The sequence below is a fragment of the Marinobacter zhejiangensis genome, from assembly GCF_900114775.1.
Lineage (GTDB): Bacteria > Pseudomonadota > Gammaproteobacteria > Pseudomonadales > Oleiphilaceae > Marinobacter > Marinobacter zhejiangensis.
Window position 1 is genome coordinate 336575 of record NZ_FOUE01000004.1, and the last position, 17322, is coordinate 353896.

Here is a 17322-nt window from a genome sequence, read left to right on the forward strand (position 1 = left end):
ATGCCAGACCTGTGACACTGCCCATTGATGATCTCCACACCGTTCGTGATTACCTGCGGTACGTTTCTTCACGCTTTGCTGCGTCTCCACTGTTTTTCGGGCACGGTACGGATAACTTCTGGGATGAGGCGGTTCAGCTGGTGATGAGAAGCCTTCACCTGCCGCTTGAGAACAACAAGCTATTTCTCGATGCCCGCCTGACCCGAGACGAGCGGGCGCTGATTCTGGAGCGTGCAGAAAAGCGGATTGCCGACCGGACACCGTTGGCTTACCTGCTAGGTGAGGCCTGGTTTATGGGAATGCCGTTCAATGTTGATGAACGGGTGTTGGTGCCACGGTCTCCCATCGGCGAGCTGCTGCAGTCTGAACTCCAGCCATGGCTTGGGGACAAACCGGTTCACCGCATTCTGGACCTCTGTACGGGGAGCGGCTGCATCGGTATCGGCGCAGCGACAGTCTTTGAGGACGCCGAGGTCGACCTTTCCGATATCTCAGGTGATGCCCTGGAGGTTGCTGAAAGCAACATTGCTTTCCACCAGCTTGAGGACCGGGTTCGTGCCATCCAGTCGGACGTTTTTGATAACATCCAGGGCCAATACGATGTGATCCTGAGCAATCCTCCTTACGTGGATGCTGAGGATATGGCCTCAATGCCGGAAGAGTTTCACCATGAGCCGGAGCTGGGGCTGGCGGCCGGGGATGACGGTCTCGACATTGCCCACCGAATTCTCGACAAGGCTGCTGACCACCTCGCACCCGGCGGGCTATTAATCGTAGAAGTGGGCAACAGCTGGGTCGCGCTGGATGAGGCTTATCCTGAGCTGCCGTTTACCTGGCTGGAATTTGATCAGGGTGGCGACGGTGTCTTCCTGCTGCAGGCTGAAGACCTGCGGCAGTGGAAAGAGAATAACTCTCAGTAATCACTTTATCTAATCAATATAAGATTCTGAATTATGTCTGGAAATACCTTTGGCAAGCTGTTTACGGTGACCACGTTTGGCGAAAGCCACGGGTTGGCACTTGGCTGCATTATTGATGGCTGTCCTCCCGGACTTGAACTCTCTGAAGCGGATCTCCAGAAAGACCTGGATCTACGCAAGCCGGGCACGTCTCGCCATACCACCCAGCGTAGAGAACCGGACGAAGTTCGCATCCTGTCAGGGGTGTTCGAGGGAAAAACCACGGGCACACCGATTGGCCTGCTGATTGAAAACACCGATCAGCGCTCCAAGGATTACTCCAAGATTTCCGAGCAATTCCGTCCGGCTCATGCCGACTACACCTACACCCATAAATATGGGCTCCGTGACTACCGGGGTGGTGGGCGTTCGTCGGCTCGTGAAACAGCCATGCGTGTTGCGGCCGGTGCGGTTGCTCGCAAGTTCCTGGAGCAGCGCCTCGGTATTCGCATTCGTGGGTACCTGTCCCAGCTTGGTCCGATCACCATCGACAAGCTCGACTGGGACCAGGTTCACCAGAACCCGTTTTTCTGTCCCGATGCCGACAAAGTGGCTGAACTGGAGAGCTACATGGACGCCTTGCGCAAGGAAGGCAATTCCATTGGCGCCCGAATCAACGTGGTGGCAGAGGGTGTACCGCCGGGGCTGGGTGAGCCCATTTTTGATCGGCTGGATGCGGATCTGGCGCATGCGCTCATGAGCATCAATGCCGTCAAAGGTGTAGAAATTGGAGCTGGGTTTGGCTGCGTCACTCAAAAAGGGACCGAACATCGTGATGAGCTGACACCAGAAGGGTTCCTGTCAAATCACGCCGGGGGCGTATTGGGAGGCATTTCGTCTGGCCAGCCGATCCTGGCGAGCATTGCGCTCAAGCCGACCTCCAGCCTTCGCCTGCCTGGCCGCAGCATTGATATCCACGGTAACCCCGTTGAGGTGATCACCACCGGACGTCATGATCCCTGTGTCGGTATTCGTGCCACGCCGATTGCCGAAGCCATGATGGCCATCGTATTGATGGATCATTACCTGCGCCATCGCGGCCAGAATGGCGACGTCTCCGTCACCACGCCGGACATCGAACGCCGCTGAGGGCCGGGGCTATCTACTGGCGTCTGTCTAACCTTTATTTCTGGTTTTTCGCGCTTCTTGGCGCGCTCCTCCCATACTGGTCCCTCTACCTGCAGGGTAGAGGGTTCAGTTACCTCGAAATCGCCACCTTGATGGCGACCATTCAAATCACCAAAGTTGTCGCACCCAGTCTATGGGGCTGGCTTGGCGACCGTAGCGGGCAGCGGGTACGGTTGGTTCGCCTTGGCGCGGTGGTCGGCGCGATCAGTTTCGCGGGTGTGTTTATCGAGCCGGAGTTTTTCGGCCTGATGCTGGTGATGCTGGTGTTCACGTTCTTCTGGAACGCAATCCTGCCGCTGTACGAGGTCATCACCCTGCGGGGGCTCGGCTCAGATAAAGCGCGGTATGGGCGGGTACGGCTCTGGGGATCCGTAGGCTTCATCGCAGCGGTTGCCGTTGTGGGCACGTTGCTGGACTTCATACCGGTCGCAAGTTTGCCCTGGTTGGTTATGCCGGTGTTCCTTGGCATTGTGGTGTCCTCGTTCATGATCCCTTCAGAGCAAGGGCAGGTGCGAGAGCGTAGCGGTGGGGAGAGTCTTCGGGGCATCCTGGCCAACCCGGCAGTGATCGGGTTTTTCCTGATGAACTTCCTGCTGCAAGTGTCCCACGGCGCTTACTACACCTTTTTCAGTATCCACCTTGAGCAGTATGGCTACAGCAGTGTGTCCATTGGATTGTTGTGGTCACTGGGGGTTCTGGCCGAGGTTGTCTTGTTTGTTGCCATGCATGGCCTGTTCGCCCGTTACAGTTATCGCCAGATTGCGTTGGCGGCCTTGGCGCTGACCTTGGTTCGGTGGGTGCTGATCGCTGAGGCCACCCAGTGGCTGGTGGTCCTGTTGTTTGCGCAATTGCTCCACGCCGCTTCCTATGGGGCGCTTCATGCCTTGTCGGTTCAGTATATCCATGGGTACTTTGGTAAAGGTCATCATGGCCAGGGGCAGGCGTTATACAGCGGGCTTACCTTCGGTGCCGGGGGCGCATTGGGGGCCTGGATGTCGGGATTTCTGGTGGAAGGGTTTAATACCGATGTGGCGTTTTGGGGAAGTGCTATGGCGACCCTGGTTGCTCTATGGGTAACCTGGCGGTGGTTGAGGCCACCACCAAGTCAGGACTCGTCTGGTTAGACCGCCAATTAAAACGGGTTATCCAGGTCTTCCTCTTCTTCGTCCGTCGATTCTAGGCTGAGGGTGAAGCCACCGCTGCTGGCAGGTTTGTCGGTGGCTGCGCTGTCCTTAACACTGCTTCCGCCAGTCTCGTTGCCATGCAGCTTGATCTTCAACCGCAGGTTGTTGGCTGAATCCGCATTCTTGAGGGCTTCATCTTCGGTAATCTTGCCATCCTTCCAGAGGTGGTATAGCGCCAGGTCGAAGGTCTGCATACCGATATTGACGGATTTCTCCATAATCTCCTTGATGCCATCAATCTCACCGCGAAGGATTAGTTCACTGATGGTCGGCGTTCCCAGCAAGATTTCGATGGCGGCGCAGCGTTTGCCATCCACGGTCGGGATAAGGCGCTGGGACACGAAGGCGCGAAGGTTCATTGCCAGGTCCATCAACAGCTGCGGGCGACGCTCTTCCGGGAAGAAGTTAATGATACGATCAAGAGCCTGGTTGGCGTTGTTGGCGTGCAGGGTTGAAATACACAGGTGACCGGTTTCAGCGAAGGCCAGGGCATGCTCCATGGTTTCCCGGTCGCGGATCTCGCCGATCAGGATAACGTCTGGGGCCTGCCGCAAGGTGTTCTTCAGCGCTTTATGGAAGCTGCGAGTATCAACGCCGACTTCACGCTGGTTGATGATGCTTTTCTTGTGGCGGTGAATGTACTCCACCGGATCTTCGATGGTGATGATGTGACCGCTGGAGTTGGTGTTCCGGTGGTCAATCAGCGCCGCCAGGGACGTGGACTTACCCGAACCCGTTGCACCGACGAACAGCACAAGGCCTCGCTTGGACATGACCACGTCTTTCAGGATGGGGGGCAGGCCGAGTTTGTCTGCGTTTGGAATCTCCGTCACGATGTTACGTGCAACGATGGAAATCTCATTGCGCTGACGGAAGATGTTAATCCGGAAACGGCCAACCCTGGGAATGCTGTACGCCAGATTCATTTCGAGTTCCTGCTCGAACTCTTCAATCTGTTCGTCATCCATCACCTGATAGGCAATGTCCTTGATGGCGCCAGGAGCCATCGGAGTACGGTCAATGGGCTTGAGCGTGCCCTGGAACTTCGCGCAAGGGGGCGCCCCGGTGCTCAGGTACAGATCCGAACCATCCTTCATGGCGAGAATTTTCAGGTAATCATCAAAGCCCATGGGGTCTCCTAAGGTGTTTGCTCATTGTTGCTAGACCTCCGGGTATAAAGGAACTCCTGCTCCTGTTCCCGGACGATACGTTTAAGGGCATTTGCCGCCGCACTTGGCTCCCGGCCGGTAAGCCCAATGGCGCCCAGCGTTCGCGAAACGGGTTGGTCGATCGGAATCTGAACCACTGAGCCGTCAATCATGCCTTGTGGGATAACGCTCCACCCAAGCCCAACACTGGTCATCATCTTGATGGTTTCCAGATAGTTGGTCGGCATCTGTGAGTTCAGGATCAGGCTATGCTCAAGAAACAACCGACTCACCACGCGATAGGTTGCCGTCGAGGCATCTGGTAGCACTGCCGGGTACTGACTGAGATCGGCAAGCGTTACCTGATCCATCGATGCCAGGGGGTGATCGGGGCCCACGGCAAATGCCATTGGATCTGACCATTGTTCGTATACCATGAAATCCGCCCCCATACTGTCACTGAGTGTGACAAAGGCTAACTCTGCGTTTCGCTTGCGCATCTGTGCGTATGCGGCCTCAGACTCCATGAACTGCAGATTCACCCGTACATTGGGGTATAGGCGGTGGAATCGGCGGAGCCAGCTTGGCAGGTGATGGAGTCCAATGTGGTGGCTGGTGATGATGTCCAGGTCGCCACCAATGTCGGCGTTGTCCTGAGAAAGCGCTACCCGGGCGTTATGAAATTCATCAAGGATACGGCGGGCATGGGGCAGCAGGCGACTGCCGGCCTCGGTCAGGTGCAGTTGGCGCTGACTGCGATCTATGAGTTGGTGACCCAGCAGACCTTCGAGGGACGAGAGCCGCTTGCTAATAGCTGGCTGGGTAAGGTGAAGGGACTCAGCGGCTTCCGAGAAGGACCCGGTATCAACGATGGTGACAAATGCTTTCAGGCTGTTACTGTCCATGGTAGGTATACCTATCGCTATATCATTCCTTTGCGGAATGGAATCTATAAAAAACATGAATTGTGGTTATTCGACCAAAGGGTATACCATATTTGCCATACCCGCACTGTTCCGATGGACCCCTACCTGAGGCCCAGGATAGGGCGGTGCAACAAAAGAATTAACGAGAGAGCTGAGGAGCCTTCCATGGCCGGTAAGACCCTGTACGACAAATTGTGGGACGATCATCTCGTCAAGCAGCGGGACGATGGTTCCGCATTGATTTACATTGACCGTCAACTGCTGCACGAAGTGACCTCGCCGCAGGCCTTTGAAGGGCTCCGGTTGGCTGGCCGCAAGCCTTGGCGTCTTGACGCAAACCTGGCAACGCCAGACCACAACGTTCCGACTACTGATCGCGACAAAGGTATCGACGGGATTGTTGACCCGGTTTCACGTACCCAGGTCGAGACCCTCGACCGGAACTGCGATGAGTTCGGCATCCAGGAATTCAAGATCAAGGATCAGCGTCAGGGCATCGTTCATGTAATCGGGCCAGAACAGGGTGCGACCCTGCCGGGCATGACCATTGTCTGTGGCGATTCCCATACCTCCACCCACGGGGCGTTTGGCACCTTGGCCCACGGCATCGGAACATCTGAGGTTGAGCACGTACTCGCTACCCAGTGCCTGGTCCAGAAGAAAATGAAAAACATGCTGGTCAAGGTCAACGGTCAGTTAGGCGAGGGTGTGACCGGTAAAGATGTGGTGTTGGCCATTATTGGTAAGATCGGCACCGCCGGCGGTACCGGGTATGCCATCGAATTTGGTGGTGAGGCTATTCGTGGCTTGTCCATGGAAGCACGGATGACCATCTGCAATATGTCCATCGAGGGCGGTGCACGGGTTGGCATGGTAGCGGTGGACGACATCACCATCGATTACGTCAAGGGGCGCCCCTTTGCGCCGTCCGGCGACCAGTGGGACGCCGCGGTTGCCTACTGGCGCACCTTGCACAGCGATGACGATGCAGTGTTTGACAAGGTGGTGGAGCTTGAAGGTGCTGACATCAAGCCGCAGGTAACCTGGGGCACATCCCCGGAAATGGTGACCTCGGTTGATGGGCGCGTTCCTGATCCTGCGGAAGAAGCTGACCCGATCAAGCGTGAAGGCATTGTGCGGGCGCTGAAATACATGGGGCTTGAAGCCAACATGCCGATTACCGACATCAAGTTGGATCGGGTGTTTATTGGTTCCTGCACCAACTCCCGCATCGAGGACCTGAGAGAGGCTGCTGAAGTCGTTAAAGGACGGAAGGTGGCATCAACCCTCAAGCAGGCGCTCGTTGTGCCAGGCTCAGGGTTGGTTAAGGCTCAGGCTGAGGCTGAAGGTCTCGACAAGATATTTGTGGAAGCGGGCCTTGAATGGCGCGACCCCGGTTGCTCTATGTGTCTCGCGATGAACGCTGACAAGCTTGGGCAAGGGGAGCACTGCGCCTCAACCTCCAACCGGAACTTTGAAGGCCGGCAGGGCTTTGGTGGTCGTACGCATCTGGTCAGTCCGGCGATGGCGGCTGCAGCTGCAGTCACTGGCCACTTTGTCGATGTACGTGAACTGACCCACTGATCCACAGACGGAGAGAACCATGCGCGCATTTACGCAACACCAGGGCATCGCTGCCCCAATGGACCGTTCCAATGTGGATACGGACATGATTATTCCGAAGCAGTTTCTTAAGTCCATCAAGCGTACCGGGTTTGGCCCAAACCTGTTTGATGAGCTGCGCTACCTGGATGAAGGTAAGCCTGACCAGGACTGCTCGGGACGACCGCTAAACCCGGATTTTATTCTTAACCAGGCACGTTATAAGAACGCCAGCGTACTGCTTGCCCGGGACAATTTTGGTTGTGGTTCAAGCCGGGAACATGCGCCGTGGGCGCTGGACGATTACGGTTTCCGGGTCATTATTGCGCCGAGCTTTGCCGACATTTTCTATAACAATTGCTTTAAAAATGGCTTGTTACCCATTGTTCTTGAAGAGCAAATTGTCGAAAAGCTTTTCCAGGAAACGGAGAGTCAGGAAGGCTATCAACTGACGGTTGATCTCGACTCAAAAACAGTCACAACGCCCAGTGGCGAGTCCTTTGGGTTTGAGGTTGACGACTTCCGCCGTCATTGCCTGCTGAACGGTTTGGACGACATCGGTGTGACTTTGGAAGATGCCGAGTTGATCAAGAGCTATGAAGCCAAGCGCCGGGAATCATCACCCTGGCTGTTTAATGCTGGAAACTGAAACAAGGATTTAATATGAGCAAGTCAGTACTGTTGTTGCCGGGTGATGGCATTGGCCCTGAAATCGTTGCGGAAGCGGAAAAGGTTCTGCACAAGGTCAACGAAAAGTTTGGTCTTGGCCTGAAGTTTGACTCCGCCCTGGTTGGGGGTGCCGCGATCGACGACAGCGGTGTTCCGCTGCCGGAAGAAACACTCAGCAAGGCCCGCGATGCGGATGCGATCCTGCTGGGCGCTGTGGGTGGGCCCAAGTGGGATGCCCTGGAAATGGCTTTGCGTCCGGAGAAAGGGCTGCTTGGTCTGCGCTCCAACCTGGCACTGTTCGCCAACCTTAGACCGGCGATTCTTTACCCTCAGCTTGCTTCGGCATCGTCGTTAAAGCCTGAGGTGGTATCTGGCCTTGATATCATGATTGTCCGTGAGCTCACCGGTGGCATTTACTTCGGGCAGCCTCGCGGTGTGCGCGAACTGGAGAACGGCGAGCGTCAGGGTTACAACACCTACGTTTACACCGAATCTGAGATTCGACGCATCGGCCGGGTTGCCTTCGAAGCGGCTCAGCAACGTAACAAAAAGCTGTGCTCAGTCGATAAGGCTAATGTGCTCGAAGTCACTGTGCTGTGGCGCGAAATCATGGAAGATCTGGCGAAGGAATACCCAGACGTCGAACTCAGCCATATGTACGTCGACAACGCTGCCATGCAGCTGGTTCGTGCGCCCAAGCAGTTTGATGTAATTGTGACCGGGAACATGTTTGGTGATATTCTGTCCGATGAAGCGGCCATGCTTACGGGATCTATTGGAATGCTGCCGTCGGCTTCTTTGAACGCTGACAAGCAAGGGATGTATGAGCCGTGCCATGGATCCGCGCCCGATATTGCTGGTCAGGGCATTGCCAATCCACTGGCCACTATTTTGTCTGCGGCAATGATGCTGCGGTACAGCCTGCAGGCTGAAGAAGCTGCGCAGGCCATTGAAGCGGCGGTTAGCAAGGTGCTTGATCAAGGGCTGCGGACTGCGGACATTATGTCTGAGGGTCATACCCGGGTCTCCACCCTTGAGATGGGTGAAGCGGTGCTGGCAGCGCTTTGATGTAAGAGTGCTGGCTGCTTTTTTTAGAAAGCCCGACAGCAACAAGATGCTGTTGCTGCGGGGTTAGTCATCCTGTCCTTATCGGCGAAACAGGTAAGGGCGGGCATTAGAAGAGGTTCAAAGTTCGCAGATGAAACGAGTCGGACTTGTTGGCTGGCGAGGCATGGTTGGTTCCGTGCTTATGCAGCGTATGCGTGAAGAAAACGATTTTGCCGACATCGAACCGGTGTTTTTCACGACCTCCCAGGCCGGAAAGGCGGCCCCGGACGTCGGCAAGGAAGGCGTGCCTCCTCTGCAGGACGCTTACGATATTGAAATCCTCAAGGGGATGGATGTCATTCTGACCTGTCAGGGTGGAGATTACACCTCGGCGGTATTCCAGAAGCTCCGTGACGCCGGATGGAACGGCTACTGGATTGATGCGGCGTCAACCCTGCGCATGGCTGATCACTCGGTGATCGTGCTGGACCCGGTTAACCGCAAGGTCATCGATCAGGCGCTGGGTGATGGTGTTAAGGATTTCGTCGGTGGCAACTGTACCGTTAGCCTGATGATGCTAGCCCTTGGCGGTTTGCTGGAGAAAGACCTGATTGAATGGGTCTCTCCCATGACTTATCAGGCGGCCTCTGGCGCGGGCGCCCAGAATATGCGGGAGCTCCTGAGTCAAATGGGTGTTCTGCGTGACGGTGTGAGCGAGCTGTTGGCAGATCCGTCCTCAGCAATTCTCGATATTGACCGTACCGTGACTGACACCATGCGTTCAGAGTCTTTCCCTGCGGATAACTTCGGTGTACCGCTGGCAGGCAGCCTGATTCCGTTCATTGATAAGCAGATGGACAACGGCCAGAGCCGGGAAGAGTGGAAGGCGCAGAGCGAAACCAACAAAATCCTTGGTCGCTCCGAGCAGCCGATTCCCATTGATGGCATCTGTGTCCGTATCGGAGCCATGCGCTCCCATAGCCAGGCGCTGACGATCAAACTGCGCAAAGACCTGCCGCTTGATGAAATTGAAAGTCTGCTGGCTCAGGGCAACGACTGGGTTAAGGTCATTCCGAATGAGCGTGAGGCCTCTATGGCTGAGCTCACGCCAGCGAAAGTGACTGGCACCCTGAGCGTGCCCATTGGGCGGATTCGTAAGCTGGCCATGGGACCGGAGTACATTTCTGCGTTTACCGTTGGCGACCAGCTATTGTGGGGAGCCGCGGAGCCGCTGCGACGGATGCTCCGCATTCTCCAGGAGCGGTAACTCAGGAACCGGGAGGGTGGCGTAATGCCAACTGCGTCCGGTTTCAGGAACCCAAACAGGGGCGGAGGCTGATTTCAGTCTCCGCCCCTGTTATTTTTCAGGCGTTGTCGGTTCACGTCATGAGGTTCGTGGGCTATGCTTGCAGGGGCGAAATTCTGCCCGCTCTGGCGTGTGGTAACAGAGGGTTCCACGGAATAGCTGAAGAATTGGTGGAACGAATCTGGCTGATTGATTGATAAAACAGAATTTATCAACAATACTTGGCCCATTGAAGCGCTGGCCGAACAGGCCGAAATTGGTTATTCACAATAATTAGAACCGTTTTAGACGATCGTCTCAGGAAAGAAGTCATCCAACCTCGTCCGATTCTGTTTGTAGCGAGCAGTAAAGAATAACGGAGACTGGAAAGGAATTAGCATGAAGGTACGCAAACTTGCGGTTGCCCTGGCACTGGCTGGTGGGCTCGGCTCTGGAGTCGCACAGGCACTGGGACTGGGAGAGATTGAGCTTCAGTCCTATCTGAATGAACCGCTTGAGGCGGATATTGGTCTGACCCGAAGCGGGGGAGTTAGCCCGTCCGAGGTATTCGTAAACCTCGCATCAGATGAGGCATACCGCCAGGTTGGTATTGATCGAAGCTATTTCCTGAACAGGCTTAAGTTCAACGTTGCCACGTCAAGAGATGGCAGCCTTGTTGTCAATGTTTCTACCACCGAACCCGTAAGGGAGCCGTACCTCAACTTCCTGGTGGAGGTGACCTGGCCCAGCGGACGGTTGATGCGCGAGTATTCGTTGCTGATTGACCCCCCTGTTTACGCGGAAGATTCGGGTATTACTCAGCAGGTTCAGGCGCCGTCAGTAACAGCCGCGCCTGCTCCAACTCAAGCGCCGCAGCAAACTACAGCGCCAGCCAGTCGTCCACAAACAACGTCCACGACAGCAGCGTCTGGCAGTGCGCCAGGAACGTTCGGACCCACAGGTCCGGCTGACACGCTGTGGGGCATTGCGTCTGCCGTTAAGCCTGACAGTTCAGTCAGCAATCAACAGGTGATGCTGGCTATTCAGGACTTGAACCCGGATGCGTTCATTGGTGGGAATATCAATCGCCTGAAGCGCGGACAGGTACTTCGCGTGCCGACACTTGAGCAGATTCAGGCTCGGTCTGCCGCCCAGGCAACTCGTGAAGTCAGTCTCCAGAATCAGGCCTTGAGCACATCCACTCGCGCCGTTGATGCACGAGAAGAGTCACTGGTCGCGGATAGCGGCTCCCAGCAACCAGCAGCGAGTGTTGAGCCGGCAGGTGACGAACTCAAGCTGGTTGTAACCGAAACTGGCTCCGAAAGCGCCGACAACGACGCTGGTTCTGCCGGTGGCGAAAACCAGATGTCTGGTGGTGTCGATTCCGGATCTTCCGTCGCGATGGAAGAGCTGGACAGCACGCGGCGTGAGAATCAGGAGCTTTCAGGGCGGGTTGAGGATCTGCAGTCTCAGGTTGAGACTTTGCAGCGATTGCTGGAGTTGAAGAACAGTCAGCTTGCTGAATATGAGCAGTCGTTGGCGGCCGATGCCACTGAAGGCGAACCTGCGGGATCTGTTGTAGACCCCTCTGTTGTTGCTGCTGGTGAAGCCCTTGATGCTGGTGAGCCGGTCATGGGCGAAGGCGACGATGCCGAGACCGCCGGTGCTGGTGTCGAAAGTGAAGAGGGCGCTGACCTTGTAGCTGAAGGCGAGTCTGGCGTAGCTCAAGATGCCGCTGAACCCGCTGTTGAGGGTGCTGAAGAAGCCGAGTTCGCTGGCGAAGGCGGTGAGCTGTCTGACGAGGCATCCCTGACGGCGCCTGGTGTTGAGGGCATGAGTGATGCTGACACTGCTGAAGCTGAGCAGGTCGAAGCACAGCCGGACAATGAGGTAGTTGCTGCTGAGACTGGGGTTGCACCAGCTCCAACCGCGCAGGAAAAGCCGCGGCCAGTAGTGGCAGCACCGGCTCCGGCGGAAGCGGAGAACAAGGATTTCCCGCAGAACATTATTGATGCCATTGTTGGCAACCCCCTCTATCAAATCGCACTGGGAGGCGGGCTGGTTCTGTTCCTGCTGCTGATGCTGTTGGTCGCGCGTCGGAATGCCAATAAGGAAAAGGCGTTTCATGACACGCTAAATGATGAGTCTGAAGGTGATGATGCGCCAGTAGAGCTGGCAGCGGAAGGTCAGGATGAAGGCGAGGCTGGCAACGACCCGCTTGCAGAAGCTGATACCTATATTGCCTATGGTCGCCTGGATCAGGCCGCTCAGGCCCTAGAAAGCGCCATCTCCAATGAGCCTAGCCGGACCGATTTGCGCCTCAAGCTGCTTGGCGTTTACGCCGACGCGGAGGATCGCAACTCCTTCGAAAAGCAGTATGGTGAGCTGGAAGCACTGGAAGATGACGCGGCGATTTCTGAAGCCGCCGCCCTTCGCTCCAGACTTGAGGAGGCAGAAGCTGCGCCGAGCATTGACGAGCTCGAATCCCAGCTGATGTCTGATTCGTTCTCTGTCTCCTCAGAGTCAGAAGAGGTTCTGGCTGACAACGGTGCGGATGAATCAAGCGAATCAGATCTGGAATTTGGCGACCTGGACTTCACATCCGACGAAGAATCCGAGAAGCCAGCGGCAGAAGGGGCAGAATCTCCAGTCAGCGAGAACGATCTGTCGTTTGAGCTTGACGAGACTGTTGCTGACACGGCTGAAGAAGTGTCAGCAGACGCACCGATCGAGTTTGACCTGTCCGACCTTGAGCTTGACGCTGATGCCTCTGGAGAAGATGACGCTCTGGCAGGGCTTGAAGACGAAACTACCGCCGTATCTTCCCTTGAGGATGATGGCCTGAGCCTTGACTTCGATCTTGAGGGAGTTGCAGGCGATGAGGGTGTAGTGGAGGAAGAGGTCACGGATGTTGACCTTGACCTGGGCGAACTCGAAGTGGATATGGAGCAGGAACTCACGGACACCGCTGAAGAGACGGTTGACCTTGAGGACGATTTTGCATCACTCGATCTTGGCGAAGAGACACTGGAAGAGGAGTCCGTCAGCTCTGAAATGCTTGATGAATCTTTCCTGGATGAGTTGGATGCTGAGCTGGACAAAGTGGCAGGTGGCGAAGATCAACTGCCGGCTTCTGAACCAGATGCCCTCGAAGACCTTGAACTTGATATCACCGACGAGGATCTTGCGTTGATGGGTGAGGTGGCCAGCACCTCTGGTGATCGCGCGGAAGACGAAGATCTGCCTATTGCTGGCGATGAACTCGGGTTCGATGAAGCGCTGGGTGAATCAGGTGAGTTCGATATTGATGTGCCGGTGGCTGATGAGGCCGTGTCCGAGGATGCTACCTCTTTCTCAGGCGCGTCCACGGAGCAGACGGCTCAGCCTTCATCGGCTGACAGCATCGCTGGTATCGACGAAGCCGCTCTCGGTGACGATGACGATTTCGATTTCCTGGCCGGCACTGATGAAGCTGCAACCAAACTTGACCTTGCTCGAGCTTATATCGAAATGGGCGATTCTGATGGTGCGCGGGACATTCTGGAAGAAGTTGCCATTGAAGGCAGTGACGAACAGAAGGTAGAGGCCCAGGATCTTCTTAAATCTCTGTCCTGATTCGTTATAATGTAGTAAATATGGTGTAGAGCGCCGGCTGAAGGTTACCCTCAGACCGGCGTTTTACGTTATAGCGACAACTGACGGATTGTTGGCCCGCTACTTCCATTATCAATTGCTTTCGGTAACGCCCTTGTTTATCCATCCTCCTGAATTGACAACTGAAGTCGCCGTCGGTGATGGACGTGTCGCCATGGTGTTTGAATACGATGGTGAGCACTTCCATGGTTGGCAGTTTCAGAAGTCCGGTGTGCGCTCGGTCGAAGGTGAGCTGGTCAAAGCCATTCAGAAGGTTGCAGCACACCCCGTTGAACTCGTTTGTGCCGGACGAACCGATGCTGGCGTGCATGCCAGCTACCAAGTGGTTCATTTTGAAACAACCGCCGTTCGTAGTATCAGGTCTTGGGTGATGGGCGTTAATACGGCTTTGCCTGACGCCATTGCGGTTCACTGGGCGGGCAACGTAGCCGAAGATTTCCACGCTCGCTTCTCGGCGATCTACCGGCGTTACCGCTACGTGATCTACAACGGTCGTGTTCGCCCTGGAATCATGCGTCGACAGGTAAGCTGGAACTTCCGCTCACTGGATGCGGACGCCATGCATCGTGCTGCGCAGGCGCTTGTCGGTGAGCATGATTTTTCGTCTTTTCGCGCCGCAGGTTGCCAGTCTCGCTCCCCAAATCGATTTATGGAGTCAGTTTCGGTAAGCCGTAAGGGCGACTATGTCGTTATTGATGTTCAAGCCAATGCCTTCCTGCATCATATGGTTCGGAACATTGCCGGTGCGTTGATGGCAGTTGGGTGCGGACATAAAGACGAAGCGTGGGTTGGCGAAGTGCTTGCGAAGCGGGATCGAACCCTCGCGGGTGTGACAGCGCCGCCTTATGGGTTGTATCTTGTTGATGTCGGTTATCCTGAGGGCGCCGGTATCCCACTCGGAATTAGTGGCCCTGGGTTTGTCCGGCCATGGTTTTCCGGGCAAGAGAATCTTCCGATTGCCATGTCAAAGATTCGTATCAACAAGGCGCCAACGGCATGAACAGCAGGATCAAGATCTGTGGGATTACTAAGCCTGAGGACGCCCGTGTTGCCGCCGACGCCGGTGCTGACGCAATTGGGCTTGTCTTTTATGAGCCAAGTCCCCGAGCGGTAAGCCTCGAAGCGGCAGAAGAGGTCGTGAAGGCGATACCGGCTTTCGTAACGGTGGTCGGTCTGTTTGTTAACCCTGATCGCGCCTTTGTCGAAGAGGTTCTTAAGCGGATTCCTCTGGATCTGCTGCAGTTTCATGGTGACGAAACGCCAGAGTTCTGCCGGCAGTTCAACCGACGCTGGATCAAGGCGGTTCGGGTGAGGAATGCGGCGGATATCAACTCAGCATTTGCGCGTTTTTACGAAGCCTGCGGCCTGCTGGTGGATGCCTTTGATCCAGCGCATTATGGCGGTACCGGTAAATGCTTTGACTGGACGATGATTCCTGAAAAGCGGCCATTGCCCCTGATATTGGCCGGTGGGCTCAACTCTGATAACGTAGCTCGCGCTGTAGAGCAGGTCAGGCCCTGGGCGGTAGACGTCAGTGGCGGAGTGGAAATCCGTAAAGGCGTTAAAGACCATAAACGAATGACTGATTTCCTGAAAGAGGTCCAACGTGTCAACAAAACTTACTAAAGAACTGCTCGAAAGCCTCCCGGATGCTCGTGGCCATTTTGGCGACTATGGCGGGCGTTTTGTTTCAGAAACGCTGATGGATTCGCTGGTGACCCTTGAGCGCGAATACCATCGTTTAAAGGATGACCCGGAATTCCAGGAAAAATTTGATAAGGACCTGGCCCATTACGTTGGTCGCCCAAGCCCTTTGTATTTTGCCGAGCGCCTCACCCGGGAAACGGGCGGAGCACAGATCTGGCTTAAGCGTGAAGACTTGAATCACACCGGGGCTCACAAGGTCAACAACACCATCGGACAGGCGCTGCTCGCAAGTTTCCTTGGTAAAAAGCGCGTGATTGCGGAGACAGGCGCCGGCCAGCATGGTGTTGCGACAGCAACCGTGTGTGCACGACTCGGGCTGGAATGCCACGTATTTATGGGCTCCGAGGATGTTCAGCGTCAGGCGCTGAACGTCTATCGCATGAAATTGCTGGGCGCTGAAGTGCATGCGGTTGAAAGCGGCACTCGAACACTGAAAGATGCCATGAATGAGGCAATGCGTGACTGGGTGACGAACGTTGATGATACCTTCTACATCATCGGTACCGTTGCAGGCCCTCATCCATACCCACTGCTGGTGCGTGATTTCCAGGCTGTCATCGGCCGGGAAGCGCGGGCGCAGAGCCTTACCCAGGCAGGAAAGTTGCCTGATGCCTTGGTGGCCTGTGTTGGAGGGGGGTCCAATGCCATTGGACTGTTCTACCCATTCCTGACGGATGAATCGGTAGCGATGTACGGTGTTGAGGCCGGCGGTTTTGGTCTGGAGACTGGCCAGCACGCCGCGCCTTTGTGCGCAGGGCGCCCGGGAGTTCTCCACGGCAACCGGACCTACCTGATGGAAGACGAGAACGGCCAGATTTCCGCGACTCATTCCGTCAGCGCCGGGCTTGATTACCCCGGGGTAGGGCCAGAGCATAGCTGGTTGAAAGATGTCGGCCGGGCGAATTACGTTTCGGTGACCGACGAAGAGGCCCTTGACGGTTTCCGTCAGCTGACGCGAGTCGAGGGCATTATGCCGGCCTTGGAATCGTCCCACGCGGTGGCATACGGCACCAAGCTCGCTGCGGGCATGGACAAAGATCAGGTGGTTATCATCAACATCTCCGGACGTGGCGACAAAGACATTCACACCATCGCCAACCTTGATGGAATCGAAATATAAGAATCTTTTACCTGAGCCATCGCCAGCCGGATCAAAGATATTCGTACAGGAGCATCCATGAGTCGCATCGAAGGGGTTTTGAACAACCTTAAAGGGCAGGGGCGCAAGGCCTTGATCCCTTACATCACTGCGGGTGACCCAAGCCCCGCTTTAACCGTTGATCTGATGCACACGCTGGTTGAGGCGGGGGCAGACATCATTGAGCTGGGTGTTCCTTTCTCAGACCCAATGGCTGACGGTCCGGTCATTCAGTTGGCGTGCGAACGGGCGCTGGTACACGGTACCTCTCTAAAACAGGTGATCGACATGGTTCGTGAGTTCCGGACCAGGGATGACGCCACGCCAGTTGTGCTTATGGGTTACCTCAATCCCGTTGAGGCCATGGGCTATGAAGCATTTGCCGATGCAGCGGCTGACGCGGGGATTGACGGTGTACTGACCGTTGACCTGCCGCCGGAAGAGGCGGTTGATGTTGCTCCGCTGTTTGCAGCCCGGAGCCTGGACCCGATCTTCCTGCTTGCTCCGACCACAACTGATGAGCGTATTCGGGCGATCAGCGAGCACTCTTCCGGTTATGTGTACTATGTTTCCATTAAAGGGGTAACCGGGTCTGCTTCGATCAATGTCGAAGAGGTTGCGGCAAAGGTCCAGCATATTCATGAACTGACGGCGCTGCCTGTTGGGGTCGGGTTCGGTATTCGAGACGCCGAAACTGCCGCTGCGGTTGGTCAGGTATCCGATGGTGTAATTGTTGGTAGTGTTCTGGTCGATACAATAGCCAGAAATCAGACTGATCCGGAGCAGCTCAAGCGTGCGCTAACGGATCTGTTACAACCTATGCGCAATGCACTGGATAACCTCACTTCCTGAGAGAGGTGGGTCTGGAACGCAGG

Annotated in this window: 14 protein-coding genes; 12 read left to right on the forward strand and 2 right to left on the reverse strand. The window is 55.7% G+C overall.

The window, feature by feature from the left end; translation table 11 throughout:
• The first annotated feature begins 11 nt into the window (after positions 1–11).
• The 3 genes from prmB to BMZ67_RS14380 are packed head-to-tail and all read left to right on the forward strand — an operon-like array spanning position 12 to position 3211.
• Positions 12–920 (forward strand): 50S ribosomal protein L3 N(5)-glutamine methyltransferase, encoded by a 909-nt coding sequence (gene prmB, locus BMZ67_RS14370; protein WP_092023908.1) that lies wholly within the window; start codon positions 12–14, stop codon positions 918–920.
• Between the two features lie 33 nt (positions 921–953).
• The gene (gene aroC, locus BMZ67_RS14375) at positions 954–2048 is read left to right on the forward strand and encodes a chorismate synthase (RefSeq protein WP_092023910.1); all 1095 of its coding nucleotides are present in this window, start codon (positions 954–956) and stop codon (positions 2046–2048) included.
• Positions 2049–2071: 23 nt separating this feature from the next.
• Positions 2072–3211, forward strand: coding sequence for an MFS transporter (locus tag BMZ67_RS14380; protein ID WP_245750008.1), 1140 nt, complete (start codon positions 2072–2074; stop codon positions 3209–3211).
• An 8-nt stretch (positions 3212–3219) separates the two neighbouring features.
• On the opposite strand, the gene BMZ67_RS14385 is transcribed toward BMZ67_RS14380, so the two are convergent.
• The gene (locus BMZ67_RS14385; protein WP_092023914.1) at positions 3220–4401 is read right to left on the reverse strand and encodes a PilT/PilU family type 4a pilus ATPase; all 1182 of its coding nucleotides are present in this window, start codon (positions 4399–4401) and stop codon (positions 3220–3222) included.
• Between the two features lie 8 nt (positions 4402–4409).
• The gene (locus tag BMZ67_RS14390) at positions 4410–5324 is read right to left on the reverse strand and encodes a LysR family transcriptional regulator (protein ID WP_092023916.1); all 915 of its coding nucleotides are present in this window, start codon (positions 5322–5324) and stop codon (positions 4410–4412) included.
• 186 nt (positions 5325–5510) lie between these two features.
• Here BMZ67_RS14390 and leuC point away from each other — a divergent pair, with 186 nt between their 5' ends.
• From leuC to trpA, 9 genes are all read left to right on the forward strand, one after another.
• Positions 5511–6929, forward strand: coding sequence for a 3-isopropylmalate dehydratase large subunit (gene leuC, locus BMZ67_RS14395; RefSeq protein ID WP_092023918.1), 1419 nt, complete (start codon positions 5511–5513; stop codon positions 6927–6929).
• Positions 6930–6948: 19 nt separating this feature from the next.
• Entirely contained in the window at positions 6949–7596 is a 648-nt protein-coding gene (leuD, locus tag BMZ67_RS14400) for a 3-isopropylmalate dehydratase small subunit (RefSeq protein ID WP_092023920.1), read from the forward strand.
• Between the two features lie 14 nt (positions 7597–7610).
• Positions 7611–8684 carry a 3-isopropylmalate dehydrogenase gene (gene leuB / locus BMZ67_RS14405; protein ID WP_092023922.1) on the forward strand — a complete coding sequence of 358 codons (1074 nt, stop codon included), beginning with the start codon at positions 7611–7613 and terminating at the stop codon, positions 8682–8684.
• A 130-nt stretch (positions 8685–8814) separates the two neighbouring features.
• The gene (gene asd / locus BMZ67_RS14410; protein WP_092023924.1) at positions 8815–9930 is read left to right on the forward strand and encodes an aspartate-semialdehyde dehydrogenase; all 1116 of its coding nucleotides are present in this window, start codon (positions 8815–8817) and stop codon (positions 9928–9930) included.
• 417 nt (positions 9931–10347) lie between these two features.
• Complete coding sequence (locus BMZ67_RS14415) at positions 10348–13563, forward strand: FimV/HubP family polar landmark protein (protein ID WP_092023926.1); 3216 nt, start codon at positions 10348–10350, stop codon at positions 13561–13563.
• A gap of 133 nt (positions 13564–13696) precedes the next feature.
• The gene (gene truA / locus BMZ67_RS14420; protein WP_092024163.1) at positions 13697–14602 is read left to right on the forward strand and encodes a tRNA pseudouridine(38-40) synthase TruA; all 906 of its coding nucleotides are present in this window, start codon (positions 13697–13699) and stop codon (positions 14600–14602) included.
• Positions 14599–15228, forward strand: a complete 630-nt coding sequence (locus BMZ67_RS14425; protein ID WP_092023928.1) for a phosphoribosylanthranilate isomerase — start codon at positions 14599–14601, stop codon at positions 15226–15228. Before truA ends, BMZ67_RS14425 begins: the two co-directional genes overlap by 4 nt.
• On the forward strand, positions 15209–16429 hold the full coding sequence (gene trpB / locus BMZ67_RS14430) for a tryptophan synthase subunit beta (RefSeq protein WP_092023930.1): 1221 nt from the start codon (positions 15209–15211) through the stop codon (positions 16427–16429). Before BMZ67_RS14425 ends, trpB begins: the two co-directional genes overlap by 20 nt.
• Before the next feature lie 57 nt (positions 16430–16486).
• Positions 16487–17299 (forward strand): tryptophan synthase subunit alpha, encoded by an 813-nt coding sequence (gene trpA, locus BMZ67_RS14435; protein WP_092023932.1) that lies wholly within the window; start codon positions 16487–16489, stop codon positions 17297–17299.
• The last annotated feature ends 23 nt before the right edge of the window (positions 17300–17322 follow it).

Bases quoted from the DNA above. Each gene is read 5' to 3' on its own strand.
- leuB (WP_092023922.1), top strand. From the start codon at position 7,611: ATGAGCAAGTCAGTACTGTTGTTGCCGGGTGATGGCATTGGCCCTGAA.
- asd (WP_092023924.1), top strand. From the start codon at position 8,815: ATGAAACGAGTCGGACTTGTTGGCTGGCGAGGCATGGTTGGTTCCGTG.
- aroC (WP_092023910.1), top strand. From the start codon at position 954: ATGTCTGGAAATACCTTTGGCAAGCTGTTTACGGTGACCACGTTTGGC.
- BMZ67_RS14390 (WP_092023916.1), bottom strand. From the start codon at position 5,324: ATGGACAGTAACAGCCTGAAAGCATTTGTCACCATCGTTGATACCGGG.
- BMZ67_RS14385 (WP_092023914.1), bottom strand. From the start codon at position 4,401: ATGGGCTTTGATGATTACCTGAAAATTCTCGCCATGAAGGATGGTTCG.
- leuD (WP_092023920.1), top strand. From the start codon at position 6,949: ATGCGCGCATTTACGCAACACCAGGGCATCGCTGCCCCAATGGACCGT.
- trpA (WP_092023932.1), top strand. From the start codon at position 16,487: ATGAGTCGCATCGAAGGGGTTTTGAACAACCTTAAAGGGCAGGGGCGC.
- leuC (WP_092023918.1), top strand. From the start codon at position 5,511: ATGGCCGGTAAGACCCTGTACGACAAATTGTGGGACGATCATCTCGTC.
- BMZ67_RS14415 (WP_092023926.1), top strand. From the start codon at position 10,348: ATGAAGGTACGCAAACTTGCGGTTGCCCTGGCACTGGCTGGTGGGCTC.
- BMZ67_RS14425 (WP_092023928.1), top strand. From the start codon at position 14,599: ATGAACAGCAGGATCAAGATCTGTGGGATTACTAAGCCTGAGGACGCC.